Below are 24,608 nucleotides of genomic sequence, written 5' to 3' on the forward strand. Positions count from 1 at the left end.
ACCCCCACCCCGAGTTACTAGCGCGTATGACCCGTTTACTGGGTCATACGCGCTAGTAACTCCCGTCAGAGAGGGACGTCGCGTGGAGTTCTTCGGTCACGTCATCGGCGGCCAGGAGGTCGCGTCGGTCGACGGCGCGACGATGGCGTCCGTCGACCCGTACACCCGCGAGCCGTGGGCGACGGTCGCGCTCGGGGGCGCCGAGGACGCCGCCCGGGCGGTCGCGGCGGCGCGTGAGGCGTTCGACTCCGGGCCGTGGCCGCGGATGGGGTTCGAGAAGCGGCAGGCGGTCCTGCACCGGCTCGCGGACCTCATGGAGGAGCACGCCGACGAGCTCGCAGCCGCCGACACGCACGACATGGGCAAGCCGATCAGCCAGGCCCGGCACGACGTCGCGCGCAGCGTGTGGAACTTCCGGTTCTTCGCCGACCACGCCCGCATGACGTCGTCCGAGGCCTACCCGATGGACTCCGGGCACCACGCGTTCACGCAGTACGACCCGGCAGGTGTCGTCGTCGCGATCTCGCCGTGGAACTTCCCGCTCATGCTCAGCACGTGGAAGGTCGCTCCGGCCCTGGCCTGGGGCAACACGGTCGTCCTCAAGCCGGCCGAGGACACCCCCGTGTCGGTGACGATCCTCGCCCGGCTCGCCGTCGAGGCCGGGTTCCCGCCCGGAGTGCTCAACGTCGTCCACGGGTACGGCCCCGACTCGGTCGGCTCGGCCCTCACGGCGAACCCGGACGTCGACCGGATCACCTTCACCGGCGAGTCCGGCACCGGGAAGATCATCGCCGCCGCCGCGTCCCGCAACCTCGTCCCGGTGAGCCTCGAGCTCGGCGGCAAGGGCGCGAACATCGTCTTCGACGACGCCGACCTGGACAACGCCGTCCACTGGGCGGTCGAGTCGATCTTCCGCAACGCGGGCCAGGTCTGCCTCGCCGGCTCGCGGCTGTACCTGCAGCGCGGCATCTACGACGAGTTCATGACCCGGTACAGGGCCGCGGCCGAGGCGCTCGTCGTCGGCGACCCGAAGGACCCGGCGACGCAGTTCTCCCCCGCCCTTGCCAGCGAGGAGCACTACCGCAAGGTGAGCAGCTACCTCGACGAGGCCTCGCTCGGCGGCGGCCGCGTCGTCACCGGCGGGCTGACGGACGGCGAGGGCTGGGGCGTGCTGCCGACCATCGTCGCCGACGCCCCCGGGGACGCCCGCGTCGTCCGCGAGGAGATCTTCGGCCCGGTCGTCGTGGCCACCCCGTTCGACACCGAGGACGAGGTCGTCGCACTGGCGAACGACACCCGCTACGGCCTCAACGCCATGGTCTTCACGGAGAACCTCTCGACGGCGCACCGGGTCTCCGGGCGGCTGAACGCCGGCACGGTGTGGGTGAACTGCTTCTTCATCCGCGACCTGCGCGCACCGTTCGGCGGCGTCGGCGAGTCCGGCGTCGGCCGCGAGGGCGGCACCTTCAGCCGCGAGTTCTTCACCGAGCCCAAGGCCGTCGTCATGCAGATCACCCGCTGACCGCTGCCGCAGCCTCGTTCACGCGGATGGCGGTCGCGCCTGCTCCTGGGACCCCGGCACCATCGGAGGGACGACGGGAGCAGGACACGTGCAGCCCTTCCGCACAGCCTCGCGCGGTCTGCGGGGTCCCCAGGGCTGGCTGTGCCTCGCCCTGACCCTCGGGATGCTCGCAGGCGACCTGTCGACCGCGGTCGGCAGCGTCGGTGTGCCGCCCGGCCCGACCGACGCCGCGGCGGCGGAGCCCGTCGCACTCGGGGCCGGGCTCACCGCGCCGCAGGCGGCCGACCGGGTGGCGGCCATCGTGCGCGACACCCGTCGCCCCGACGTGCGGGTCGACCTCCGCAACTGGCCGAACATCGTGACCGTCCGGTACACGGGAGCCTTCCCGGCCGAGGTGTCCGCTCGGCTGGACGCCGAGCTCGGCATCTGGCTCACCCTGTACAAGCCCGAGGGCGCTCCGCAGATCAACCCGGACGACGCGGGCCACCAGCTCTGCCACTGCGCCACAGCTTCGTCGTTGCTGGACGACATCCCGGTCCAACGGCGGGGTGTCGTCGGGTAACGACGAGACTGTGGCGCGGACTCCTTCGGCCGACGACCTGCCGCTCTGGATCGGGGTACGCACTCGGCTACCAGCTCGTTCTGGAACGACTGAACTCGCTCGGCTCCGACGCTGCCGAACTGGTCTTCGAGCGGGCCACGGCTTTCGTGGGTGGGTCTGGCCGCGCCCTCGGCGCCCTCCCCGCAGACTCGCCTTGCACGACCCCGATCGTCAACCATTGGTTGACGCCCATACACCGTCAACCTACAGTTGACGCATGACGACACCTAGGCCCATGACGAGCCCGGTGCGGCTCGACGAGCTGATCCAGACCATCAAGCAGGCCCACCCCGACGCTCTCGACCAGCTGAGCGACGCCGTGCTGACCGCCGACCACCTCGGCGACGTCGCCGACCACCTCATCGGGCACTTCGTGGACCAGGCACGCCGCTCCGGTGCGTCCTGGACGGAGATCGGCCGCAGCATGGGCGTCACCAAGCAGGCGGCCCAGAAGCGGTTCGTCGCCAAGGCCGACGCGGCCGACCTCGACGCCAGCCAGGGGTTCAGCCGTTTCACGGAGCGGGCCCGAACCGTCGTCGTCACGGCACAGGAGGAGGCCCGCCGGCGCAGCCACGACCAGATCACCGTGGGCCACCTGGTGCTCGGCCTGGCGGCGGACCCGACCTCGCTCGCAGCCAGGACGATCGAGGGGCAGGGCGTGGCTCTCGACACCGTCCGGCAGACCGCTGCGGCGACGCTGCCGGAGCCTGCCGGTTCGGTCCCGGCGCTCATCCCGTTCGACGCACAGACCAAGAAGGCCCTCGAGCTCACCTTCCGCGAAGCCCTGCGGTTGGACGCCACCCACGTCGGCACCGAGCACATCCTGCTCGCGCTGCTCGAGGTCGAGGACGGCACCGGAGTGCTCGCGGGTCTCGGTGTCGACAAGGCCGCGGCCGAGGCCGCTCTCAGGACCGGCTGAGGACGGCGAACCTCTCGTCGCCGGTCGGGCCGCCCCACAGCGCCGGGTCGTCGAGCGGCGTGACGGCCGCCTCGGCACGATGCCGCAGCACGAGCGCCTCGACGTCCGACGCATGCAGCCCGGCACCGGTGTGCCAGAACCCTTCCACGAGAACGAGTCTGCCGCCGGGCGCGAGCAACCGGACCCAGCGGGACAGGGCGGCGTCCGGGTCCGGCAGCGCCCAGAGCACGTGCCGGCAGAGGACGACGTCGTAGCCGCCGGCGTCCAGTGCAGGCACCGCGGCGTCCCCGACGCGGAACGACACGGCCCCGTCGACACCGGCCCCCGCGGCCTTGCGGACCGCTGCCTCGACCATCCGCGGCGAGAGGTCGACGCCGTCCACCGTGTGGCCCGCCTGCGCCAGGAGCACCGAGAGCGTCCCCGTGCCGCAGCCGAGGTCGGCGACCCGGGCCGGGACCGGCGGCAGCAGCGAGCCGAGCAGCCCCGCCCACGCTGCCCGGGTGGCCGGGGCGCGCAGCCCGTGGTCGGGCTCGTCGTCGAAGGCGGCCGCCTCGGCGTCCCAGAGCCGCGCGACGTCGTCCGGTTCCGCAGTCATCCCGCCACCCTGCCGCACCGGACCGACACCGGCGCAGCGGCTCGACCCGGGCCGAGGTCCACGGCAGCCCGGGCGAGCGCCTCAGGACCGGTCCACGACCACCCCGCTGCGCAGGTCGGGGGTGAGGTGACCGAGGTCGTCGAAGCCGAGGAGGTTCGCGGGCACCCCGTCGCGCAGGTGCAGCACCGTCAGCGAGGCGTGCGACGGGTTGAGCCCCATCCACCGCCAGCGCGGAGCGTCGAGCGCGTGCCGGACGAACCAGCCGACGACGAAGGCGTGCGTCACGAGCACGAGCCGCAGCGGTGCGCCCGGCGGCCGGCCGGCAGCCGGCCCCTCGCCGAGCAGCAGCGACACCGTCCGCGCGGCGGCGCCTGCCGAGAACGCGGCCACGGCGGCGTCGAGGGCCTCGCCGTCCGGGTCGACCTCGTCGCCGCCCGCGGCGGCCGCCGAGGTGACGAACCGGCGATAGGGCTCGGGCGCCTCCGTGACGTCCCGGGGCAGCGGCGTCCGGTCGTCGAGGTGGGCCGTCACCGCGAGCTCGGCGCAGCCGGCCGCCGCCGCGAGCCGCTCCGCCGTCTCCCGGGCACGGGCCAGCGGACCGTGCAGGACGGCGTCCACGCGCCGGTCCCGCAGCCGCGCCCCGAGCGCGTCCGCCTGCGCCCGGCCCCGCGCCGAGAGCCCGGCGGACGGTTCTTCGGAGTCGCTCGCGTACCCCGGTTCGGCGTGCCGGACGACGTGGAGCAGCACCTCGGTCATCCCCCGACCCTGCCCTACCCGGCAGCCGGCGGCAGAGGGTTTGGGCGCCCGGGCGAGGGGCACGGTCGGGTCTCGCGACGAGGAAGGGACCCGACGATGCAGATCCCCAAGGACCAGATCCTCAAGTATCTCGAGCAGCAGGGCCAGGGCAGCACCGCGAGCCGGGCGCAGAACGAGCTGCCCGACCAGGTCGACACCGAGCAGCACGGCGACCTGCTCGCCAACCTCGGCATCGACGTCGGCAGCATCATGAACGCCGGTGGCGGCGGCCTGCGCGGCAAGCTCGGGCTCTGACCCGACGCACCACCCTCGACGACGGAGGTCACCTCACGGTGGCCTCCGTCGCCGCATGTCCGCCTCGCAGCCCCGGACCGGTGCAACCCTTTCCGCGTCCCACCCGCTCACTGGGGACGGGAGGTGGTCCGTCTGGACAGCGACGTCGCCGAGGCGCTCGACGCCTACGTGCGCGCCCGGGGCCAGCGCCTCCTGCGGACGGCGTACCTCCTCACCGGTGGCGACCGGCTGCTCGCCGAGGACCTCGTCCAGAACGCGCTGGCCTCCGCGCTCGTCTCCTGGCGACGGCTGCGGGACGTCGCCGACATGGACGCCTACATGCACACCGCCCTGGTCCACGCGCGCAGCCGCTGGTGGAGCCGGCGCTGGCACGGGGAGGTGCCCTCGGAACGGCTTCCCGACGTCGCGACACCGAACGAGACCGACCAGGTCGACGGCACCGCGGACATCGTCGCCGCCCTGCGCGAGCTCCCCCCGCGCCAGCGCGCCGCGGTCGTCCTGCGCTACTTCGAGGACCTCACCGAGGTGCAGACGGCGGCCGTCCTCGGCTGCTCCGTCGGCACCGTGAAGAGCCAGACGGCCCGCGGGCTCGACAAGCTGCGCGTCGCGCTGGGCCCCGGGTCCGGCCCGGTCGACCCGGGCGACGACCCCGCGCCGCACCACCCGCCGGCACCCGCCGCGTCCTCGAGGAGGAGACAGTGACCCGACCTGACCAGGTCGAGACCGCAGTCCGGAGGGCTCTCGAGGACGCCGTCGCCGACCTGCCCCCCGTGCCCGGCCTCGTCGAGGGGATGCACGCCCGCGCCGCGCGGATCCGCCGCCGGCGACGCACGGTCGGCGCTGCCGTGGCGGTCGCCGTGGTCGTCGGCGGCGTCGGCGGTCTGCTGCCGGGACGGGGCGGCACCGGCACACCGCCGGACGTCCCACCGGCCGGGTCGTCGCAACCGGCCGCGCCGGCACCGGCCACCCGGACCCCGGCGCAGAGCCCCGACGGCCCGGTCCCCTCCGGCCCGCCGACGTCCGCCCCGAGCACCCCGGGGACGCCGTCCGGCCGACCCGGGGCCCCGCTCCCCCGACCGGCTGTGACCTCGGCGGGGACGTCGGCCGACGACTGGTCCCGGCGCACCCCGGAGCTCGACGAGACGTTCACCGCCGGGCCTCTCGACCGGCACCGGTGGACGCCGTACGTCGGCTCCTCGGCACCGGTCACCGACTGGACGCCGGACGCCGTGACGGTCTCCGGGGGCACCCTCCGGATCGCCGTCGAGCCGGTGCTGCCGCGGGTCCGTGCCGGCGGGGTCAAGGCGGTCACGGAGCACCGGACCGGCCGTTGGGAGGTCCGCTGGCGGATGAGCGCGGGCGGTGGCGCGATCGCCCAGCTCGACCTGCTCGGCGACGGCCCCGACGGCGTGAGCCACGCGGCGACTCTCGACCCGAGCCGGCGCACGTTGACCGTGCAGGACCTCGTCCACGGCACCACGACCCGGGTCGCCGTCGACGGGCGCGAGTACCACCGCCTCGCCGTCGAGATCTCGCCGCGGGGCGTGCGCTGGCTGCTCGACGGCGTCGTCGTCGACGACCGGCCGGGCACCGCGCCGCGCAGACCGCTGGTGCTCGCGCTGCAGGCGTTCGTCTCCGAGCCGGCATGCGCCGCGCAGCCGCCGGCGGCGGGCTGCCCGGGCCCGTCGACGTCCGGCGCCGTCCTCGAGGTCGACCGCGTGCGTTTCTGGGAGTACCGGCCCTGACCCGCTCCTCGTCCGCGCGGTGCAACCCTCCGCGCCCGCCACCCGCTCATGTCTGCCGAACGGGCGCGCGCCACGGGGTGTGCGCCCGCACCAGGAGGCATGGCGTGACGACACGACGCACCCCGCCCGGACGACGGCAGCGGCCGACCGCAGCCCTCGTCACCGTCCTGCTCGCCACCACCGGCACCGCCGCCGTGGTGGCCTGGTCCGGCACGGCCACGGCTGCCGGTCCTGCCGCCGGGCCCGCCACCGAGGTGGTGGCCGCAGCCGCTCTCTCGGAGGACTTCCACCCCGCGGGCATGGTCCTGAAGTTCGGTGACGAGTTCGACGGGACGGCGCTCGACCGCGGCCGCTGGTGCACGCGCTACCAGTACGGCGGCGGCGTCGCCCTGCAGCCGGGGTTCACCGACGCCGCGTGCACCCCGGGCGGCTCGGGGACGCTCGACTTCCTCAACGACGAGCAGCAGCGCTACCGCGACGTGAGCACCACCGGCGAGCCGATGCACGTCGTCCGCGACGGGGTCGTCTCGCTGCGGGCCACCCGCACGGGCAAGGACTCCTACGCGGCCTACGAGGCGGCGATGCTGCGCAGCAAGACGGAGTTCGTGCCGTCGTCCGGCGAACGGCTGTACCTCACCGCGCGGGTCCGGCTGCCCGACGTCCAGGGCACCTGGCCGGCCTTCTGGCTGGCGCCCGGGCTGCGCAACGGGGCGGCGCAGTGGCCGCCGGAGATCGACATCCTCGAGGGCCCGCTCAACCGGGTCGAGGACCGCGACACCATGCTCCACTTCGCCGCGCACGGGAACGCGGGCGGCACGACGACCTTCCGCGACGGCTCGTACGACAGCAACGGGAACTTCGTGGCGCCGTCGAGCCTGCGCGGCCGCTGGGTCGAGGTCGGGCTGGAGTGGACCTCCACGTCGGCCTGCTGGTTCGTCTACGGCACGAAGATCCTCTGCCGCCGCTCCGCCTGGACGGACGACGCGGGCAAGGTGGCGAACCCGTCGCCGATCCTGCTCAACCTCGCCGTCGGGGGTGGCTGGGCCGGGCGCCACGGGATCGAGAACAACCGCTTCCCGACGTCCTTCGACGTCGACCACGTCCGGGTCTGGACGTCGGCCGGGGCCCCAGCACCGGTGCCGACGGCTCCGCCGACGCAGCCTGCGCCGCCCGCACCGACGCCGTCCGCGCCCCCTGCGCCGCCCGCTCCGACGCCCTCCGCACCGCCCGCGGCGACGTCGTCCGCGCCTCCGGCGCTGCCCGCGCCCGCCACGGCGGGGCCGCTGCGCAGCGTGGCGAGCGGCCGCTGCCTGACGGCGCACGCCGTCGGACGGTCCGCGACGATCGAGGACTGCTCGGGCACCGGCCGGCAGACGTGGACGCCGTCGGCTGCCGGCGAGCTGCGGTCGGGCGACCGCTGCCTCGCCGCGCGGGGCGAGGCCCGCAACGGGACCCGGGTCGTCACCGTGCCGTGCACCGGGCGGCCGAGCCAGCGCTGGACGCTGCGGCCCGACGGGACGATCAGGGGCACCACGTCGGGGCGCTGCCTCGACGTCAGCGGCGACGTGCGCACCGCCGGCACCCGGACGATCCTCTGGGACTGCCACGGCGGCGCGAACCAGCGCTGGAAGGCTTCTGCCTGAACCTGCCCGCGATGCTGTGAGGCCGGTCGGACGACGTGGAGGTCACCCCGCGCGGGTGACCTCCACGCGGACGTCCGGGCCGCCGCGCGGCGCCGAGAACTCCGCGGCGACGACGGACCCGGGCGCGAGCACGTGCGCGGCGGTGAGACCACCGGTGATGACGACGTCCCCGGCGGCGAGCGCCAGCCCGGTCCGGGGGCCGACCTGCCCGGCGAGCCAGCCGACCCCGGCCGCGGGGTGGCCGCTCGCCGCGGCACCGGTCGACGTGGCGACCTCCTCGCCGTCGACGAGCAGCCGGACGGCGATCGCGGGCAGGTCGTCGAGCGGCAGCGCGGGGCCGAGCACGACCCAGGCGGCCGACGAGCCGTCGGCGGTGTTGTCCTCGATCCGGAACCTGTACCCGGCCCACACCGAGTCGACGACCTCGAGCGCCGCGAAGGCGCCGTCGCACGCGGCGAGCACCTCGTCGACGCCGCTGCCGGCCGGCACCGGTCGCGCGAGCCGCAGCGCGATCTCGGGCTCGACCCGCGGCTGCAGCGCTGACGGCGGCACCACCCCGTGGCCGGAGGACCCCGGCTGCGTGAGGAGCATCGTGTCGGTGAGCGGGCCGAGGTTGGGCTGGTCGATGCCCATCTGGGCCCGCATCGCGAGCGAGGTGTAGCCGAGCTTCCAGCCGACGACGCGCTCGCCGCGGGCCAGCCGCAGCGCCGTCACCTCGCGCTGGACGGTGTAGGCGTCGTCGAGCGAGAACGGGCCGGCGTCGGTGAGCGGGACGTCGAGGACGGCGCCGCGCAGCCGGGCCGCGACGAGCCGCCGGGCGACCTCGCCCGGCACGAGGGGTCCGGGCCGCACGTCAGGCATACCGGTCATCATCCGGCTCCGGCGGCACGCGACAATGTTTGCGTCCCGCCCAGCGGCACACCGCTGCGACGGCCCGCCGCGCACCGCACCAGGGAGACCACGAGCACGATGACGGACGACGAGAACGGCCCGGACCGCTCGGCCCCGCCGGCGCCGCCGCAGACGTGGCCCGTGCAGCCGCCCGCGTGGGGCACCCCGCCGGCCTCCCCCGAGCCGGAGACCGGCCCGGTCCCTCCGCCACCGGCCCCGGAGTGGGCGTACCCCGCGCCCCCGTCGGCGTGGCAGTCCGCGCCGCCGCAGGCTCCCCCGGGCCAGCTGCCGCCCTGGGGCGCCCCGGCCGGCGCGCCCGGCCCGTCGACCGCGCGGACCGTCGGGATCATCCTCGGTGTCACCGCTGCGCTCGTCGTCGCCGTGATCGCCGCCGCGCTCGTGCTGTGGCGCCCGTGGGACGGCTCCAGCACACAGGTCGCGGACCCCGGCCCGGTGCCGAGCATCACCGGCCGGGCGCCGAGCCTGCCGTCGGACCCCGACGGCGGCGCGACCCCGGCGCCGGAACCGGCACCGACCGAGCCCTCGCTGCCGCCGCAGGCGCTGAAGAGCGCAGCGGCCAAGGCCTACGTCACGCGGGCGAACGCGTTCTGCCGTGCGACGACGGACCCCGCGCTGAAGAAGGCGTTCGCTTACGCGGACAGCGACCCGGAGCGGTTCCTCACCGAGGCCGCCCGGATCAACCGTGAGCTCGACACGTACCTGCGCAAGGACGTCCCCGACGAGATCTCCGAGAACGTCGCGGGGATCACGAAGGACTGGGACACGTTCGCGGCGGAGTACGAGAAGGGCGCGAAGGCGTACGTCGCCGGCGACCTGGAGGCGGCGGGGCAGCGGCTCACGGCCGGTGAGGCGGCCAACCGGGACGGCAACGCGAAGGCGCGGCAGATCGGCCTGTCGGACTGCGCCGACGCGGGCGGTCTGGGCGGCGGCCCGGCCGGTGGCGGCGCCTCCCCGGGCGTCACCGCCTGACCGGACCCAGGGTCGGCCCCGCCGGGGCCGTCAGTGCTCCGGCTCGTGCCCGATGACGCGCGCGGCGAGGACGACGTCCCCGGACCACCCGCAGGCGCCGCAGAAGCACACGAAGACCCGGTCCGGGCCGGTCCAGTACTCGGTGACGATGCCGTGGCCGCCGTCCGCGATCGACAGCGCCGCGGCGCACCCGGGGCAGAACCTCGGGGCATCGCGGCGGTGCGCGGCGACGTCCTGCGGGTACCGGCCGCGGCCGGTGTCGCCGGCCACCCCGGTGGTCGGGGCGGACGGCGGCACCGGCCGGTCGGACAGAGCCGTCATCAGAACTGCTTCTCCGTGGACTCCCACGCCTCGATGTGGAGCTTCTTCAGGGCGTCCTTCTGCGGGCTGAACCGCATGGACGCCATCTCGATGAAGTCCAGGGCGAACGACGGACCGGCGTGGAACTTGTTCTTCTCGCACGGCAGGTCGATCCGCTCGTGCTTCTCGCGGATGACGCCGAGCGGGTCCTCGCCGCGGGCGACCTTGGCCATCTCGGACTTGTACATCTTGCGCAGCATCGAGACCCCGATGTCGGAGCGGCCGAGGTGCTCCTGCGTCCGGTCGGTCACCTTGCCCTGGGTGACCCAGGCCATGACGTCCTGGCCCTCGACGTAGTCGACGCGGTGCCGGCCGTTCTCGTCGAAGATCGGCACCTGGTAGTCGGGGATCTGCGGCTGGTCCGGGAAGGCCACGCCCTTCGGCGCGTGCGTCGTGTAGAGCATGAACCGCGTCGTGTGGCGGTCGATCGGCACCCGGATCTGCATCTGCTCGATGTTCGCGCCGCCGACCCGCATGTTGTACGGGAACACGAGGGGGTGGCCGACCTTCCAGTCGTCGTCCTCCTCGGTCGCGCCGGCGAGCACGCGGCGCTTGATGATGCCCCACTCGAAGGCGTCGAACCCGACCTTCTGGTGCTCCTTCTGGAACGACGCCGGGGCCTCGAAGCCCTGCGACCGGCCGATGAAGTCGAAGTACCGGCCGTGCAGCCACTCGACGTGGTGCGGGTCGACCGCGTTCTCCATGATCTGGATGAGGTTGCAGGGCAGGTCCATCCAGCCGATGTCGCGGACGCCGTCCATGACGAAGACGTCGAACCGCGGCAGCTCGGGGGCGGGCAGCGGACCGATGTACGCCCACACGAGTCCGCCCATCTCCTGGCAGACCCCGACCCGGGCCCGGACCCGGTCCTTGAAGTTCGTGTCGTCGCGCTCGGCGGGCATCTCGAGGCACTCGCCGTCGAGGCCGAAGAGCCAGCCGTGGTACGGGCAGCGCAGGCCGTCCGGCTCGACGACGCCGTAGGACATCGACGCCCGGCGGTGCGGGCAGGCCTCCTGCATGATCCCGTAGCGGCCCGAGGCGGTCTTGTAGACGGCGAAGTCCTCGCCGAGCAGGCGGGTGTGCTTGACCGGGAACTCCTCGAGCTCGCGGGTGAAGCACACCGGGTACCAGTAGCGCCGCAGGAGCTCCCCCATCGGGGTCCCCGGCTCGAAGTTCGTCAGCTCTTCGTTCTGCTCTGCGGTCAGCATGGTCGTCTCCCGTCGGGGCGTGAGGGCAGGGCCGCGCGTACCGGCGGCCCGGGATCGCCGGGCCGCCGGTACGCGGGTGTCAGTCGAGGATCGTGACCGTGCCGGCGTTGCCGTCGACGCGGAGCATCTGACCCGTCTTGATGTTCTTCGTGGCGAAGGCGGTGCCCGTGACGGCCGGCAGGCCGTACTCCCGGCAGACGATGGCGGCGTGGCTCATGATCCCGCCGACGTCGGTGACCGTCGCCGCGATCTTGCCGAAGACCGGGGCCCACGACGGTGCCGTGAGCGGCGCGACGAGGATCTCCCCCTCGAGCAGCTCGCTGATCCCGTCGGCGCTCGAGATGACCCGGGCCGGGCCCTCCGCGATGCCGGGGCTGGCCGCGAACCCCTTGAGGTCGCCGCTCTCGTCCGAGCCGCCGAGCCACTGCTTGACGCTGTCGGACGTGACGCCCCACAGCATGACCGTGAACGGCTCGGTGATGACCTCCGGCGGCACGCCGAGCGCGGGCGGCGGGGACCACTGCCGCAGCGCGTTCATGATGCCCTTGCGGCGCTCGATCTCGGCGGGCCAGTAGGCCGCACCGCGGCTCGGGATGCCGACGGCCCACGCGTGGTACGCGTCGAACAGCGCCGTCGGGACCTCGTTGCGCTGCAGCAGGAAGATGTCGTCCGCGTGCGTGAAGAAGCCTTCCTTGACGAGCACCTCGCCGAGCTGCTTCATCTTGCGCCAGATGACCGAGTGCGCCCAGTGCTCGATGTAGAAGTTGTGGTTCTCCACGTAGGGGAAGACCACGCGGGCGAGCCCGAGCTTGCCGTCGAAGGTCGCGGCGTCCTCGTCGGAGTCGATGAGCTCGCGGTACTCGGCGACGATCCGGTCCCGCTCGGCGGCGACGGCCTGGGTCGGCCGGGCCAGGGACTCGCCGCGACGCACCTTGGCGACGTAGTTGCGGATGAAGCCGACCGGGATGTCGAGGTTCTCCAGCCACACCCGGTCGGAGTGGTAGAAGCCGCTGCCCGCGGAGAAGTTGAACCAGGGGTTCTTGGCCTCCTCGAAGGCCGCGAGCCACTGCCGGCCGGCCTCGTCGGACTCCAGCGCCGCGAGGGCCTCCGCCGCGGTGCCGGTGTCGAGCCGGGCGTCGACGCCGAGCTCGACGGCGAGCGTCGCGAGCTTCTTGAGCTCGTCGTCCGGCTGGAAGAGGTCGACGTGGACGCCGGCCACCATCTTCGCGATGGCCTGGTCGGGGATGCTCGGCCACAGGCCCTTGCAGAACCCGAAGAAGTCCAGGTAGGCCGCGTAGCCGAGGTTGAGGAACTCGAAGTGGTGGTTCCAGGTCTTCAGCGTCAGGTCGAGCAGGCGGTTGTACGACTGCATGAGATGCATGCCGGAACCGGTCCCGCGCCCCTCGGTGAGGACGGCCATGTCCTCACGCTCGGGCAGCGGCTCGAAGGAGATCTCCTCGAGCTCGGCGATGACGGCCTTCACCTTGGGCAGCCAGGCGTCCTCGAGGGACTTCCAGTTGCCGAAGTAGAAGCCGGCGCGCTCCATGAACTCCGGGATCCGGGACTCGATCTCCGCACCGTCGAGCACCGGGACCGGCGCCAGGTACATGTACCCGTTGAGGATCCGGATGTCGACGCCGCGGGCCGGCGGGATGACGTAGTGCCGGGTGTTGTACTGCGACAGGGCGATGAGCGCGTACTCGACGATCGTCGCGTCCCACGGCTCGATGACCTCGGGCGTGTGGACGCCGTCCATGAACCAGAACGCACCGTCCTCGTACGCCTGCCGCTCCTTGCTGAAGACGACCGAGTACGAGTAGAGGTCCTCCCACCCTTCGGCACCCACTGGTGGGGTCATCTCGAACGGGCTCGGGAAGCGGTCTGCCATGGTCGTCCTCCTCGACGCCTGACTGCTGCACGACGGGCCGGGTGGCCGCCGGGTGGTGCGGATCTGTTGCGGGGCAGTGCGTTCGTGCCCGCCGGTCAGCCGACCGACTGCGGGTGATCGGTGTCGCGCGTGGTCTCCACCGAGTGCGGGTGGCCGTGGTGCGCGTCGACGCCCTGCGTGTGGTGGCCGTCGAGGAGCGTCGCGACGATGCTGCGGAAGGTGTCCTTGGCGACGCCGTTGAGCGGCGACGTGCGGGGCTTGCGGCTCCACACCGTCTCCGGCCGGGCCTGCAGGAGCAGGACGTTCTCGCCGTCCGGGAGCTGCGCGTCCAGCGCCCACTCGACGTCCTGCGGGCAGCCGTAGTGCTTCTCCGCGCGCCGGGCCAGCGCCGCCACGGCGCGGATCTCCTCGTCGCTGAGGCACGCGGCGTCGCGCCGCTCGGGCTCGACGTCGCACTCGACGACGCGGCCGTCGTCCCCGAGCCGGTGCTCGACGTGCTTCGGCGAGATGGTGCGGCTCGTGACCTGGCCCATGACCTTGTCGACGAGGAAGTTGTCCGGGGTGACCGAGCCGGAGACGACGGCCTCGCCGAGCCCCCAGCTCGCGTCGATCGCGACCTGGGACCGGTCCCCGTTCGTCGGGTTGAGCGTGAACGCGACCCCCGCCGTCCGCGGCGTGACCATCTTCTGGATGCCGACGCTCATCGCGGCGGTGCCGTCGGCGTAGCCCATCTCGCGGCGGTAGGTGATCGCCCGGTCGGTGAACAGGCTCGCCCAGCAGCGCCGCACGTGGTCGATGACCGAGTCGTGGCCGCGGACCCACAGGTAGGTGTCGTGCTCGCCGGCGAACGACGCGTCGGGCTGGTCCTCGCTCGTCGCGCTGGAGCGGACGGCGACGCCCACGAGCGGGTCGGAGCACCGCACGGCGAGCTCGTCGTACGCCGCGACGATCTCGTCGGTGAGCCACTGCGGCAGCGGGACGCCGGTCACGGCCTCCCGGGCGGCGGCACCGGCCACCTTGACGGCGGCCTGGTCGGTGACGTCGAGGCCGTCGAGCAGCTCGGCCATCCGCCGCTCCAGACCGGACTCGGCGAAGACGCGACGGTAGGCGTCGGCGGTCACCGCGAACCCGGGCGGGACGGGCATCCCGGCCGCTGTCATGGTCACGAGGCTCGCGTTCTTGCCCCCGAGGTGGCGGACGTCGCCCGGGTAGGGGTCGGAGAACCACACGATGTAGGACACAGGCCCCTCCTTGGCATTCCGCGACGTTGCGTTGCCGAGCGCCGCCGGCGGCGCGAGGGGCGGTGGACCCCCCATGTGACTGCGGTAGGGCCCAGTGAAGGGGCCAAGGTCCCGATGGGCAATGACCTTGTCCCGCATAGCGGGACGGTAAGGCTAGGATCTGCTCAGTGGAGCCGACGGAGCAGGCCACCGGGGCGGCACCGGCGCGCGACCAGCTGCTCGGCTCGGTCCGCACGGCGGCCCGGGTGCTGCGCGCCTTCAGCGAGGCGGACACCGAGCTCGGGGTCACCGAGGTGGCCCGTCGGCTCGGCCTGAGCACGAGCACCGCCCACCGGGTGCTCGCGACGCTCGCCGCCGAGCGGCTCCTCGAGCAGGACCCGGCGACCGGCCGCTACCGGCTGGGGCTCGCCCTCTACGAGCTGGGCAGCGCGGTCAGCGAGCACGTCGACCTGCACCAGGCGGCCCTTCCGGTGCTGACGACGCTGCGGCACCGCACCGGCGAGATGGTCCACGTGGCCGTCCTCGACGGGCTCGAGGTCGTCTACGTCGAACGGCTCGAGAGCCACCGCATGCTCCCCGTGTTCCGCCGCGTCGGGCACCGGCTCCCCGCGCATGTGACGAGCTCGGGCAAGGCGCTGCTCGCCGCGCTCCCCCGGGCCGACCTCGTGTCCCGCCTCGAGGGCCGCGCGCTCGTCGCCAGGACGCCGCGGACCATCACGAACCGGACGGCGCTGCTCGCCGAGCTCGACCGGACCGCCCGCCGCGGGTGGGCGAGCAACATCGAGGAGGGCCAGCTCGGCGTCTCGTCGGTCGGCGCCCCGATCCGCGGCGCCGACGGCGTCGTCATGGCCGCCGTGAGCGTCGTCGGGGACGCCGTCCGCCTGCGCGGCACCGCCCTCCAGCAGGCCGCCGGCCTCGTCGTCGAGGCCGCCGCAGTGATCAGCGCCCGCCTGGGCCACCGCTCCCCCCGCCACTGACTCCCACCCCGCAGTTACTAGCGCGTATGACCCACTAAACGGGTCATACGCGCTAGTAACTGCGGGACGGGGGACCGGGAGGGGTATCAGTGGATGCCGCGGTGGCCGCCGGCGTCGAGGTACATGACCGAGCCGTGCATGAGGTCGGCCTCGGGGTCGAGGAGCACCGTGACGCCCCAGGCGACCTCCGCCGCCGTCGGCAGCCGGCCGAGGCTGTTCTCGGCCGCGTACGACGCCCAGACCGCGTCGAACGGCTCGCCCCGCTCGGCGGCGACGGCCTCGACGATCCGCCGCAGCCGCGGGGTGTCCGCCGGGCCGGGGCTGATCGTGTGCGTCGTGACCCCGCGCGGGCCGTAGATGAGCGACAGCTGGCGCATGAGGTTGAAGACGCCGGCGTTGATCGCCCCCGGGCCGGCCTCGGTCGCCCGCGGCTCGAGCCCGAGCGACCCGGCGAACGTGACGATCCGGGAGCCCCGGACGAGGTGGTCCCGGACGGCGTGCACGAGCCGCAGCAGGCCGCCCATCTTCACGTCGGCCCCGACGGCGAGCATCGACGGGTCGATCGTCTCGGCCGAGCCGCGTACCGGCAGCCCGGCAGCGAAGACCGCCATCCGGACGCCGCCCGGTCGCTGCGCGAGCGCCGCCTCGACGCCGGCACCGATCGCCCCGACGGCCGAGGCGTCGCCGATGTCCGCGACGCACGGCAGCACGCCGGGCAGCCGGGCGGCGAGCTCGTCGAGGGACTCCTTGCTCCGCGCGACGGCGAGCACGCGCAGCCCGCGGCCGACGAGCCGCTCGACGACCGCCGAGCCGATGGAGCCGGTCGCACCGACGACGACGGCGAGATCAGCGTCCAGGCCCGCGTCCGTCATGCGGGCCCTGCTCCCGCGCCGTCCGCGGCCTCCCGGGCCAGCGCGGCCTGCTTGCGGGCCTCGACGTCCGCCGCCCGGGCGACGTCCGCGGGGACGCCACCGATCCCCCAGGCGTGCGGCGGGAACTGGGTGATGTAGGTCCGGACCCGGTCGATCGGGGAGCCGGTGATCTCGGCGACCAGGGCGGCGACCCGCTCGTGGAGCTCGCGGATCACCTCCGGCGGGCGGCCTTCCATGAGGTCGATGCGGACGAGGGGCACGGCTACCTCCGCTGGTCGGTGCTGGGGTTCGTCTGGGTGCTCGGGATCGTCTGTCGGTGCGCCGACGCTCTCACGCCGGGACGTCGAGCGGGTCCGGCGTTCCGCCGTCCGCCCGGACCGCCGGGCCGGGCAGCCCGAGCAGCGCCCGGACGTCGGCCAGCACAGCCGTCGGGTCGCCGTGCGGCATGCGGACGGCGCGCAGCCCGGCGACGAGACCGCCCTCGACGTTCCACGGCATGTCGTCGAGGTACACGATCTCCTCGGGCCGCAGGCCCATCGCCTCGACCGCGAAGCCGTAGGCACGCGGGTCCGGCTTGAGCACACCGGTCAAGGAGCCGTCGACGACGCTGTCGAACAGCGCCACCCACTCCTGCTCGGCGACCCATTCCCGGCCGTGGAAGTCGGCCATGTCGTTCGTCAGCGCGGCGAGCCCGAGCCCGGCGGCCCGGACCTCGCGCATGAGGTCGATCGTCTGCGCCCGCAGCCAGCCGGCCGACGGCCCGGTGTAGAGCGCCTGCATGAGGGCCCGGGTCGGCCGGCCGTCGTCGTCGATCCCGAGGGCGTCGACGATCTCGGCACCGCGCACCGCCCAGTAGTCCCGCTCGCTCACCTCGCGGACGAGCATCCGGTGCCACAGGTCGTCCCCGGGCCCGGCGACACCGCCGAGCGGTGCGAGGAGCCGGGCCAGCCGCTCCTCCCGCTCCGCCAGTCCGTTGACGAGCACCGGACCGGCCGCGAGCACGACGCCGCCGATGTCGAGGAGCAGCCCGCGGGCGGGCGCGTCGGGGTCGGGTCCGCTCACGGGACGACCGTACGGTCGTGAACGCGGCCCGGCGCGGGTACGTTCGGCTCTCGGGAACGTCCCCACCGCCGTCCACCCACAGGAGCCACGAGTGCCCTCGCCCGCCGACGCCACGATCCAAGCCCTCCGCACCGGCCACGACGACCTCGCCCCGTTCGTCGCCGCGCTGTCCCCGGAGGACCTCACGCGGCAGTCCGTCGCGACCGAGTGGGACGTCTCCCAGGTCGTGAGCCACCTCGGCAGCGGTGCCGTCATCGGGCTCGAGGCGCTCGAGTCGGCGCTCGAGGGCCGGCCCACCGTCGCGGACTTCAACCAGGGCGTCTGGGCGCGCTGGGACGCCATGTCCCCGGCCGCCCGTCAGGTCGGCTTCGACGCCGCGAACGCCGCGCTCGTCAAGCGCTACGAGGACCTGGACGACGCGACCCGCACCGACCTGCGGATCGACCTGGGCTTCCTGCCGGCGCCGATCGACGTCCGCACGGCCGGCAACTTCCGGCTCAGCGAGTTCGCCCTCCACTCGTGGGACGTCCGCGCCACCTTCGACCCGGCCGCGACCGTGCGCGCCGAGGCGGTGGAGCCGCTGCTCGACCACATCGGGATGCTCCTCGGCTGGATCGGCAAGCCCGCCGCGCTCGAGGGCCGGACGGCGACCGTGCGGGTCACGACGACCGGCCCGGACCGCACGTTCGGGCTCGCGATCACGGACGGCGTCGCCCTCGTCGACGCCCCGGACGACGCCGACGCGACGCTGACCCTGCCCGCTGAGGCCTGGCTGCGGCTGCTCACCGGCCGGCTGCGCCCCGAGCACACCCCCGCAGGGGTGGAGACGACCGGGTCGGTCGACCTGGACACCCTGCGCCGCGTCTTCCCGGGCTACTGACCGGCACCGGCGCGGGCACGGACCTGCGCTACGGGTCGGCGGCCGGCCGCTGGGTGCTCCTCGCGACGATCCTCGGCTCGGGCATGGCGATGCTCGACAGCACGGTCGTCAACGTCGCGCTCCCGAGCATCGGCGCCGACCTCGACGCCGACGTCGCCGGGCTGCAGTGGACCGCGAACGGGTACCTGCTCACGCTGTCCGCGCTCATCCTGCTCGGCGGCTCGCTCGGCGACCGGCTCGGCCGGCGCCGGGTGTTCGTCGTCGGCACGGTGTGGTTCGCGGCGGCCAGCCTGCTCTGCGGGCTGGCGCCGTCGGTGTGGACGCTCGTCGCCGCCCGGATGCTCCAGGGCGTCGGCGGCGCGCTCCTCACCCCGGGCAGCCTCGCGATCATCTCGGCGGCGTTCGCGCCGTCCGACCGCGGCCGGGCGATCGGTGCCTGGTCCGGACTCATGGGCATCTTCGGCGCCGCGGGGCCGTTCGTCGGCGGCTGGCTCATCTCGGCGTTCTCGTGGCGATGGGCGTTCCTCGTCAACGTCCCGGTGGCGCTCGCCGTGGTGGTCGTGACGCTGCGGCACGTGCCGGAGAGCCGCGGTGCCGTCGGTGCGCACGACGGTCCTGGCCGCGACCCGGGCGAGGACGCGGACGACGGCCCGTGGCACGGCCTCGACGTCGCCGGTGCGGCCCTGGCGGCGGCGGCCCTCGGCCTCGTCAGCTGGGCCCTGGTCACCTGGCCGGAGCGCGGCGCGGGCGGCGCAGTCCTCGTCGCGGGGCTCGCCGGCCTGGCGGCCGGGGCGGCCTTCGTCGTCGTCGAACGCCGGGTCGACCACCCGATGGTGCCGATGTCGCTGTTCTCCGGGCGGGCCTTCAGCGCGACGAACGCGACGACGTTCCTCGTCTACGCGGGCCTCGGCGGCATGTTCTTCCTGCTCGTGCTCACCCTGCAGGTCGTCGCCGGGTTCTCGCCGCTCGCCGCCGGCGCGGCGCTGCTGCCGGTCACGCTCATCATGCTCGTGCTCTCGCCCCGGATGGGCGGGCTCGTCGCCCGCACCGGGCCGCGGCTGCCGATGGTCGTCGGGCCGCTCGTCGCGGCGGCCGGGGCGGCGCTGACGAGCCGGCTCGGCGCCGACGCGCAGTACCTGCGGGACGTCGTCCCGCCGATCGCCGTCTTCGGGCTCGGGATGGCGGTCACGGTGGCGCCGTTGACGACGACGGTCCTCGCGGCCGCCCCGGACCGGTACGCCGGTGTCGCGAGCGGGATCAACAACGCCGTCGCGCGGGCCGGCGGGCTGCTCACCGTCGCGGCGCTGCCGCTCGTCGTCGGGCTCACCGGGGACGCCTACCGCGACCCGGCGCTGCTGCTGCCGGCGTTCCGGACCGGGCTGCTGCTGTGCGCCGCGCTGCTCGCGGCCGGTGCCGTCGTCAGCGCGGTCGCCCTGCCCCGTAACGGCTCAGGCCCCGCGTCCTGAGCCGGACGCGGCACGATGGTCGCGTGACCACGCCTGACGCCCCCGCACCCGAACCGTCGATGGACCCGGCCGTCGAGGCCGCCGTCCACGCCGCCATGCACGCGCGGATGCGGGCCGGCGGTCGTGGCACCGTACCGGCCTGGCTCCGAGAGACGGCGGGCGAACCGCGCTGGCAGGCGATCATCGCCGTCGGCGTGATGATCGCGCTCCAGCTGAGGCTGCCGCCGCTGCTGTCCGCGCAGGTCGCGATGCCGGGGTCGCTGCAGAGCTACGGGCACTTTCTCCTCCCCGCGCTGCAGGTGCTGCTCGGGGTCGTCGTCGTGGTCGCCAACCCGCGCGACATCAGGCACGCCTCACCCCGGCTGCGCTTCGTCACACTCGCCCTGCTCGGCGTCGCGAGCCTCGCCAACGCCATCTCCGCGGTCGCCCTCATCGCGGCGATCGTCAGCGGCTCGCCGAAGCTCTCGGCGCAGGAGGTGCTGCTCGACGGCGGCACGATCTGGCTGACGAACATCCTCGTCTTCGGGCTCTGGTACTGGGAGCTCGACCGCGGTGGCCCGCGTGCCCGGGCCCGCGCCGAGCGGCGGCACCCGGACTTCCTCTTCCCCGAGATGACGAACTCCGACGTCGCCGACCCCGACTGGGAGCCGTACATCGCGGACTACCTGTACGTCGCGTTCACGAACGCGACGGCGTTCAGCCCGACCGACACGCTGCCCTTCTCGCGCTGGTCGAAGCTGGCGATGACGATCCAGTCGACCGTGTCGCTCGCCGTCGGGGCGCTCGTCATCGCCCGGGCGGTCAACGCCCTGGGGTGAGGCGCGTCAGCGCTCCGGTCGCAGGATCGGCGGGGTGAGCGACGTCGCCGGACCGGCGCGGAACAGCTGGGCCGGTCGGCCCCCGGCCGCGGACGTCGTCCGGCCGGTCGGCTCGACGAAACCCGGTGCGCCCGTGCACTTGCGGTGGAAGTTGCGCGGGTCGAGACCGGTGCCCCACACGACGTCGTAGACCCGGCGCAGGTCGGCGATCGTGAACTCGCCGGCGCAGAACGACGTCGCGAGCGTCGTGTACTCGAGCTTCGCCCGGGCCCGCTCGACGCCGTCCCGCAGGATCGTCGCGTGGTCGAAGGCGAGCGGCCCGCCGGGTGCCGTCAGCCCGTCGACAGGTGACCAGTGCGCGTGCCGGGCGTCCCCACCGGCGACGGGCAGCGGCAGGTCCGCGGCGAGGCCCAGGTAGGCGACGCTGACGACGCGCATCCGCGGGTCCCGGTCCGGTTCGCCGTAGCTGCCCAGCTGCTCGAGATGCCCCGGCACGTGACCGATCCCGGTCTCCTCGACGAGCTCGCGCCGAGCGGCGTCGCCCAGCCCCTCCCGCGGCCGGACGAAGCCGCCCGGCAGCGCGAGACGGCCCTCGTACGGCTGCTCGCCGCGGCGGACGACGAGCACCTGGAGCGCGTCGTCCCGGATCGTCAGAACGACGAGGTCGACCGTCACCGCGAACGGCGGGTAGTCGCCCGGGTCGTAGTCCACGCCGTCCTCCTTGGCTTGGGGCATCCCTCTTGTCGTCACCTTGACGATAACAGGAGACGTGATTATCGTCGATGTGACGATAAGGAGAGATCGATGGCAGACATCACCCGCATCCCGTTCCTGCGCCACCTCAGCGTCCCGGCGACGAGCCACGTGGTCCACCGCCGCCGCGGCAGGGTCGTCCACAGCGGCCAGGGCCTCGCGTTCTGGTTCCGGCCGCTGACCTCGACCGTGAGCGAGGTCCCGGTCGACGACCGCGAGCTCCCGCTGCTCTTCCACGCCCGGACCGCCGACTTCCAGGACGTCACCGTGCTCGCGAGCGTGAGCTACCGCTTCGCCGACCCGGAGCTCGTCGCGACCCGGCTCGACTTCGGTATCGAGACCGACCTGGGCACCTGGCGCAGCGACCCGCTCGACCAGGTCTCGACCCTGCTCACCCAGCTCGCGCAGCAGCACGCCCTCGACCTGCTCGCCTCGATGCCGCTCGCCGAGGCGATGACCGGCGGCGTTGCCGCGGTCCGGGAGCGGGTCGGTGCCGGCCTCGCCGCCGACGAGCGGCTGCGCGACACCGGGATCGCGACGGTCGGCGTCCGGGTCGTCGGCGTCCGGCCCGAGCCGGACGTCGAGCGGGCGCTGCAGACCCCGGCCCGCGAGCTGGTGCAGCAGGAGGCCGACCGCGCGACGTACGAGCGCCGGGCCCAGGCGGTCGAGCGGGAGCGCACGATCAGCGAGAACGAGCTTCAGTCGCGGATCACGCTGGCGACCCAGGAGGAGCAGCTCGTCGCGCAGGAGGGCACGAACGCGCAGCGCCGGGCCACCGAGGCCGCGGCCGCGGCACGGATCGAGGCCCAGGCCCGCGCGGACGCCGACCGGCTCGCCTCGCAGGCCCGTGCCGACGGGCTGCGCGCGGTCGGCGCGGCCGAGGCGGACGCCGAGCAGGCCCGGATGGCCGCCTACGCCGGCGCCGGGCAGGGCGTGCTCCTGGCCGTCGCGCTGCGCGAGCTCGCCGGCTCGCTGCCGGAGATCGGGTCGCTGACCCTCAGCCCCGACGTGCTCACGGGCGCCCTCGCCCGGCTCGCCGCGGTCCCCGCCGGCCCGTCGTCCGACACCGCCGCCGACCGGGGCCGGTGACGGTCGTGCCCCTCGCCCCTCGCGTCGTCGTCGTCCACCGGCGCTCCGAGCTCGACGAGCTCGTCGACCGGCACGGCACCCGCGGCCAGGTCGAGTTCTTCCTGCGCGGCCGAGGCCGCGGGCTCGGCGAGGTGCAGGCCCGGCACGACGCCCTCGTGCTGGCCCGCCGCCGGGTCGCCGCGGCCGTCCCGCAGGGCTGGCGGACGGCGTCCGCCGAGCGGGCCGACCTCGACCGGTTCGCCTTCGAGCCGCAGGACGTCGTCGTCGCCGTCGGGCAGGACGGTCTCGTCGCCAACGCCGCGAAGTACCTCGACGGCCAGCCCGTCGTCGGGGTCGACCCGGAGCCGGGGCAGCACCCGGGCGTCCTCGTCCCGCACCCGGCCGACGCGGTCGGGCCGTTGCTCACGGCCGCCGCGGACGGCCGGGCGCGGTGCAGGCCCCTGACGATGGTGCGGGCGACGGCGGACGACGGCCAGCACCTCGACGCCCTCAACGAGCTCTACCTCGGGCACCCGACGCACCAGAGCGCCCGGTACGTCGTCCGGGCCGGCGGCCCCGTCGCGGAGCGGCAGTCGTCGTCCGGCGTCGTCGTCGGGACCGGGACCGGCGCGACCGGCTGGTGCCGCTCGCTCGCGGCGGAGCGCAGCAGCCCGCTCGCCCTGCCCGGCCCCGACGCCCCGCAGCTCGCCTGGTTCGTCCGGGAGGCCTGGCCGTCGCCGACGACCCGGACCACGCTCACCGAGGGCCTGCTCGGCCCGGACGACGCGCTCGAGGTCGTCGTCGAGAGCGAGTCCCTCGTCGTCTTCGGCGACGGGCTCGAGGCCGACCGACTCGTCCCGGTCTGGGGGCAGACCGTCCGGCTGCACCGGTCACCCAGGGTGCTGCGGCACGTCGTCGGCGCCGGGGGGCGCTGACGCGGCGCCCCGACGCACGGCAGTATGTCCTGACAAGCCGTCGCCTGCGAGGAGTCCCCATGGCCCTGTCCGACCACCCCCGCACCCCGCTGCTCTTCGGCCCGTCGCCGGTGCACCCCCTCGAGCGCCTCACCGCGCACCTCGGCGGCGCCCAGGTCTGGGCCAAGCGCGAGGACTGCAACTCGGGGCTGGCCTTCGGCGGCAACAAGGTGCGCAAGCTGGAGTACCTGGCGGCCGAGGCACTCGCACAGGGCTGCGACACGCTCGTCTCGATCGGCGGCGTGCAGTCGAACCACACCCGCGCCGTCGCGGCCACCGCCGCCCGGCTCGGGATGAAGTGCGTGCTCGTCCAGGAGTCGTGGGTCGACTGGCCCGACGCCGTCTACGACCGGGTCGGCAACATCCTGCTGTCCCGCCTCATGGGGGCTGACGTCCGGCTCGTCCAGGCCGAGTTCGGCATCGGGTTCAAGGAGTCGTGGGAGCAGGCGCTCGCCGACATCGCCGCCGCCGGTGGCAAGCCGTACGCCATCCCCGCCGGCGCGAGCGACCACCCCCTCGGCGGTCTCGGCTTCGCCGGCTGGGCGTACGAGGTGGCCGAGCAGGAGCAGCAGCTCGGGGTCTTCTTCGACACCGTCGTCGTGTGCTCGGTGACCGGCAGCACCCAGGCCGGGATGGTCGCCGGGTTCGCCGCGCTCGAGGAGGCCGGCGGCCGGAAGCGCCGCGTCCTCGGCGTCGACGGCTCGGCCAAGCCGGTCGAGACCCGCGACCAGGTGCTGCGCATCGCGCAGGGCACCGCGAAGCTCCTCGACGTGCAGCGCGAGCTGACCCTCGACGACGTCGAGCTCGACGAGCGCTACCACGCCGGCATCTACGGCATCCCGGACGACCAGACCCTCGACGCGATGCGCCTGGCCGCCCGCACCGAGGGCATGATCACCGACCCCGTGTACGAGGGGAAGAGCATGGCCGGGCTCGTCGACCTGGTGGCGCGCAAGGAGATCGGTGCCGACTCGACGGTCCTCTTCGCACACCTGGGCGGGCAGCCCGCGCTCAACGGGTACAGCGCGCTGTTCCGCTGAGGCCGGTCGCCGGCGCAGCCGCACGCCCGACGGCGCCCCCGGGTC

The 24,608-nt window shown here is 74.2% G+C and carries 26 protein-coding genes; 15 read left to right on the forward strand and 11 right to left on the reverse strand.

Annotated features, from left to right (window positions below; translation table 11 throughout):
- The first annotated feature begins 142 nt into the window (after positions 1 to 142).
- The 3 genes from EDJALFJO_RS25900 (at position 143) to EDJALFJO_RS25910 (ending at position 3,042) form a co-directional block, all read left to right on the forward strand.
- A complete protein-coding gene (locus EDJALFJO_RS25900) occupies positions 143 to 1,522 on the forward strand; it encodes an aldehyde dehydrogenase (RefSeq protein ID WP_369812581.1) in 1,380 nt (459 codons plus the stop codon).
- An 88-nt stretch (positions 1,523 to 1,610) separates the two neighbouring features.
- Positions 1,611 to 2,084: a hypothetical protein gene (locus tag EDJALFJO_RS25905; RefSeq protein WP_088289217.1), complete on the forward strand. Its 474-nt coding sequence runs from the start codon at positions 1,611 to 1,613 to the stop codon at positions 2,082 to 2,084.
- A gap of 256 nt (positions 2,085 to 2,340) precedes the next feature.
- Positions 2,341 to 3,042 (forward strand): Clp protease N-terminal domain-containing protein, encoded by a 702-nt coding sequence (locus tag EDJALFJO_RS25910; protein WP_088289218.1) that lies wholly within the window; start codon positions 2,341 to 2,343, stop codon positions 3,040 to 3,042.
- Here EDJALFJO_RS25910 and EDJALFJO_RS25915 read toward each other — a convergent pair.
- Together EDJALFJO_RS25915 and EDJALFJO_RS25920 are read right to left on the reverse strand one after the other, a co-directional pair.
- A complete protein-coding gene (locus EDJALFJO_RS25915; RefSeq protein ID WP_088289219.1) occupies positions 3,029 to 3,637 on the reverse strand; it encodes a class I SAM-dependent methyltransferase in 609 nt (202 codons plus the stop codon). The genes EDJALFJO_RS25910 and EDJALFJO_RS25915 overlap by 14 nt on opposite strands.
- An 81-nt stretch (positions 3,638 to 3,718) precedes the next feature.
- Entirely contained in the window at positions 3,719 to 4,393 is a 675-nt protein-coding gene (locus EDJALFJO_RS25920) for a histidine phosphatase family protein (RefSeq protein ID WP_088289220.1), read from the reverse strand.
- A 96-nt stretch (positions 4,394 to 4,489) separates the two neighbouring features.
- Here EDJALFJO_RS25920 and EDJALFJO_RS25925 point away from each other — a divergent pair, with 96 nt between their 5' ends.
- The 4 genes from EDJALFJO_RS25925 (at position 4,490) to EDJALFJO_RS25940 (ending at position 8,075) form a co-directional block, all read left to right on the forward strand.
- Positions 4,490 to 4,687 (forward strand): hypothetical protein, encoded by a 198-nt coding sequence (locus EDJALFJO_RS25925; RefSeq protein ID WP_088289221.1) that lies wholly within the window; start codon positions 4,490 to 4,492, stop codon positions 4,685 to 4,687.
- A 123-nt stretch (positions 4,688 to 4,810) separates the two neighbouring features.
- Positions 4,811 to 5,389, forward strand: coding sequence for a SigE family RNA polymerase sigma factor (locus EDJALFJO_RS25930; protein ID WP_088289222.1), 579 nt, complete (start codon positions 4,811 to 4,813; stop codon positions 5,387 to 5,389).
- Positions 5,386 to 6,432: a glycoside hydrolase family 16 protein gene (locus tag EDJALFJO_RS25935; protein WP_088289223.1), complete on the forward strand. Its 1,047-nt coding sequence runs from the start codon at positions 5,386 to 5,388 to the stop codon at positions 6,430 to 6,432. Before EDJALFJO_RS25930 ends, EDJALFJO_RS25935 begins: the two co-directional genes overlap by 4 nt.
- Positions 6,433 to 6,536: 104 nt before the next feature.
- Positions 6,537 to 8,075, forward strand: a complete 1,539-nt coding sequence (locus EDJALFJO_RS25940) for a ricin-type beta-trefoil lectin domain protein (RefSeq protein WP_088289224.1) — start codon at positions 6,537 to 6,539, stop codon at positions 8,073 to 8,075.
- A gap of 42 nt (positions 8,076 to 8,117) precedes the next feature.
- Here EDJALFJO_RS25940 and EDJALFJO_RS25945 read toward each other — a convergent pair whose 3' ends face one another.
- Positions 8,118 to 8,936 (reverse strand): 2-keto-4-pentenoate hydratase, encoded by an 819-nt coding sequence (locus tag EDJALFJO_RS25945; RefSeq protein ID WP_088289225.1) that lies wholly within the window; start codon positions 8,934 to 8,936, stop codon positions 8,118 to 8,120.
- Positions 8,937 to 9,044: 108 nt separating this feature from the next.
- On the opposite strand from EDJALFJO_RS25945, the gene EDJALFJO_RS34550 reads away from it, so the two are divergent.
- Positions 9,045 to 9,956, forward strand: a complete 912-nt coding sequence (locus EDJALFJO_RS34550; protein ID WP_088289226.1) for a hypothetical protein — start codon at positions 9,045 to 9,047, stop codon at positions 9,954 to 9,956.
- Between the two features lie 30 nt (positions 9,957 to 9,986).
- Here EDJALFJO_RS34550 and EDJALFJO_RS25955 read toward each other — a convergent pair whose 3' ends face one another.
- The 4 genes from EDJALFJO_RS25955 to EDJALFJO_RS25970 form a co-directional block, all read right to left on the reverse strand.
- Entirely contained in the window at positions 9,987 to 10,277 is a 291-nt protein-coding gene (locus EDJALFJO_RS25955; RefSeq protein WP_198950646.1) for a hypothetical protein, read from the reverse strand.
- A complete protein-coding gene (locus EDJALFJO_RS25960; RefSeq protein WP_088289227.1) occupies positions 10,277 to 11,524 on the reverse strand; it encodes a Rieske 2Fe-2S domain-containing protein in 1,248 nt (415 codons plus the stop codon). The genes EDJALFJO_RS25955 and EDJALFJO_RS25960 overlap by 1 nt, the downstream gene beginning before the upstream one ends.
- Positions 11,525 to 11,603: 79 nt before the next feature.
- The gene (locus EDJALFJO_RS25965) at positions 11,604 to 13,412 is read right to left on the reverse strand and encodes a PEP-utilizing enzyme (protein ID WP_088289228.1); all 1,809 of its coding nucleotides are present in this window, start codon (positions 13,410 to 13,412) and stop codon (positions 11,604 to 11,606) included.
- Positions 13,413 to 13,507: 95 nt separating this feature from the next.
- Positions 13,508 to 14,653, reverse strand: coding sequence for a PEP/pyruvate-binding domain-containing protein (locus EDJALFJO_RS25970; protein ID WP_198950647.1), 1,146 nt, complete (start codon positions 14,651 to 14,653; stop codon positions 13,508 to 13,510).
- A 167-nt stretch (positions 14,654 to 14,820) separates the two neighbouring features.
- On the opposite strand from EDJALFJO_RS25970, the gene EDJALFJO_RS25975 reads away from it, so the two are divergent.
- A complete protein-coding gene (locus EDJALFJO_RS25975) occupies positions 14,821 to 15,630 on the forward strand; it encodes an IclR family transcriptional regulator (protein WP_198950648.1) in 810 nt (269 codons plus the stop codon).
- Positions 15,631 to 15,716: 86 nt separating this feature from the next.
- Here the strand turns inward: EDJALFJO_RS25975 and EDJALFJO_RS25980 are convergent, their stop codons facing one another.
- The 3 genes from EDJALFJO_RS25980 to EDJALFJO_RS25990 all read right to left on the reverse strand — a co-directional run bounded on the left by EDJALFJO_RS25980 (position 15,717) and on the right by EDJALFJO_RS25990 (position 17,564).
- Complete coding sequence (locus tag EDJALFJO_RS25980) at positions 15,717 to 16,502, reverse strand: SDR family NAD(P)-dependent oxidoreductase (protein ID WP_088289229.1); 786 nt, start codon at positions 16,500 to 16,502, stop codon at positions 15,717 to 15,719.
- Complete coding sequence (locus EDJALFJO_RS25985; protein WP_088289230.1) at positions 16,499 to 16,762, reverse strand: tautomerase family protein; 264 nt, start codon at positions 16,760 to 16,762, stop codon at positions 16,499 to 16,501. Before EDJALFJO_RS25985 ends, EDJALFJO_RS25980 begins: the two co-directional genes overlap by 4 nt.
- Positions 16,763 to 16,832: 70 nt before the next feature.
- Positions 16,833 to 17,564 carry an HAD-IA family hydrolase gene (locus EDJALFJO_RS25990; RefSeq protein ID WP_143448792.1) on the reverse strand — a complete coding sequence of 244 codons (732 nt, stop codon included), beginning with the start codon at positions 17,562 to 17,564 and terminating at the stop codon, positions 16,833 to 16,835.
- A gap of 91 nt (positions 17,565 to 17,655) precedes the next feature.
- Here EDJALFJO_RS25990 and EDJALFJO_RS25995 point away from each other — a divergent pair, with 91 nt between their 5' ends.
- The 3 genes from EDJALFJO_RS25995 to EDJALFJO_RS26005 are packed head-to-tail and all read left to right on the forward strand — an operon-like array spanning position 17,656 to position 20,728.
- The gene (locus EDJALFJO_RS25995; RefSeq protein ID WP_198950649.1) at positions 17,656 to 18,444 is read left to right on the forward strand and encodes a maleylpyruvate isomerase family mycothiol-dependent enzyme; all 789 of its coding nucleotides are present in this window, start codon (positions 17,656 to 17,658) and stop codon (positions 18,442 to 18,444) included.
- Positions 18,445 to 18,497: 53 nt separating this feature from the next.
- Positions 18,498 to 19,910, forward strand: a complete 1,413-nt coding sequence (locus tag EDJALFJO_RS26000; protein ID WP_198950650.1) for an MFS transporter — start codon at positions 18,498 to 18,500, stop codon at positions 19,908 to 19,910.
- A 23-nt stretch (positions 19,911 to 19,933) separates the two neighbouring features.
- Positions 19,934 to 20,728 (forward strand): DUF1345 domain-containing protein, encoded by a 795-nt coding sequence (locus EDJALFJO_RS26005; RefSeq protein ID WP_198950651.1) that lies wholly within the window; start codon positions 19,934 to 19,936, stop codon positions 20,726 to 20,728.
- Positions 20,729 to 20,734: 6 nt separating this feature from the next.
- On the opposite strand, the gene EDJALFJO_RS26010 is transcribed toward EDJALFJO_RS26005, so the two are convergent.
- A complete protein-coding gene (locus EDJALFJO_RS26010) occupies positions 20,735 to 21,439 on the reverse strand; it encodes an NUDIX domain-containing protein (protein WP_233150039.1) in 705 nt (234 codons plus the stop codon).
- A 93-nt stretch (positions 21,440 to 21,532) separates the two neighbouring features.
- On the opposite strand from EDJALFJO_RS26010, the gene EDJALFJO_RS26015 reads away from it, so the two are divergent.
- From EDJALFJO_RS26015 to EDJALFJO_RS26025, 3 genes are read left to right on the forward strand one after another with little or no spacing between them, the layout of a single operon-like run.
- Positions 21,533 to 22,570 (forward strand): SPFH domain-containing protein, encoded by a 1,038-nt coding sequence (locus EDJALFJO_RS26015; protein WP_088289234.1) that lies wholly within the window; start codon positions 21,533 to 21,535, stop codon positions 22,568 to 22,570.
- 5 nt (positions 22,571 to 22,575) lie between these two features.
- Entirely contained in the window at positions 22,576 to 23,484 is a 909-nt protein-coding gene (locus EDJALFJO_RS26020) for a hypothetical protein (RefSeq protein WP_088289272.1), read from the forward strand.
- Between the two features lie 59 nt (positions 23,485 to 23,543).
- Positions 23,544 to 24,563 (forward strand): 1-aminocyclopropane-1-carboxylate deaminase, encoded by a 1,020-nt coding sequence (locus EDJALFJO_RS26025; RefSeq protein ID WP_088289235.1) that lies wholly within the window; start codon positions 23,544 to 23,546, stop codon positions 24,561 to 24,563.
- Positions 24,564 to 24,608 lie beyond the last annotated feature (45 nt).

Origin of the sequence: Kineosporia sp. A_224 (genome assembly GCF_002198655.1) — a bacterium.
In the GTDB taxonomy this organism is placed as follows: Bacteria; Actinomycetota; Actinomycetes; order Actinomycetales; family Kineosporiaceae; genus R-H-3.

What these genes read in the sequence shown, in the direction of transcription:
- EDJALFJO_RS25900 (WP_369812581.1), top strand. Translation starts at nt 143, where the DNA reads ATGGCGTCCGTCGACCCGTACACCCGCGAGCCGTGGGCGACGGTCGCG.
- EDJALFJO_RS25910 (WP_088289218.1), top strand. Translation starts at nt 2,341, where the DNA reads ATGACGACACCTAGGCCCATGACGAGCCCGGTGCGGCTCGACGAGCTG.
- EDJALFJO_RS25915 (WP_088289219.1), bottom strand. Translation starts at nt 3,637, where the DNA reads ATGACTGCGGAACCGGACGACGTCGCGCGGCTCTGGGACGCCGAGGCG.
- EDJALFJO_RS25920 (WP_088289220.1), bottom strand. Translation starts at nt 4,393, where the DNA reads ATGACCGAGGTGCTGCTCCACGTCGTCCGGCACGCCGAACCGGGGTAC.
- EDJALFJO_RS25925 (WP_088289221.1), top strand. Translation starts at nt 4,490, where the DNA reads ATGCAGATCCCCAAGGACCAGATCCTCAAGTATCTCGAGCAGCAGGGC.
- EDJALFJO_RS25945 (WP_088289225.1), bottom strand. Translation starts at nt 8,936, where the DNA reads ATGCCTGACGTGCGGCCCGGACCCCTCGTGCCGGGCGAGGTCGCCCGG.
- EDJALFJO_RS34550 (WP_088289226.1), top strand. Translation starts at nt 9,045, where the DNA reads ATGACGGACGACGAGAACGGCCCGGACCGCTCGGCCCCGCCGGCGCCG.
- EDJALFJO_RS25955 (WP_198950646.1), bottom strand. Translation starts at nt 10,277, where the DNA reads ATGACGGCTCTGTCCGACCGGCCGGTGCCGCCGTCCGCCCCGACCACC.
- EDJALFJO_RS25960 (WP_088289227.1), bottom strand. Translation starts at nt 11,524, where the DNA reads ATGCTGACCGCAGAGCAGAACGAAGAGCTGACGAACTTCGAGCCGGGG.
- EDJALFJO_RS25965 (WP_088289228.1), bottom strand. Translation starts at nt 13,412, where the DNA reads ATGGCAGACCGCTTCCCGAGCCCGTTCGAGATGACCCCACCAGTGGGT.
- EDJALFJO_RS25980 (WP_088289229.1), bottom strand. Translation starts at nt 16,502, where the DNA reads ATGACGGACGCGGGCCTGGACGCTGATCTCGCCGTCGTCGTCGGTGCG.
- EDJALFJO_RS26015 (WP_088289234.1), top strand. Translation starts at nt 21,533, where the DNA reads ATGGCAGACATCACCCGCATCCCGTTCCTGCGCCACCTCAGCGTCCCG.
- EDJALFJO_RS26025 (WP_088289235.1), top strand. Translation starts at nt 23,544, where the DNA reads ATGGCCCTGTCCGACCACCCCCGCACCCCGCTGCTCTTCGGCCCGTCG.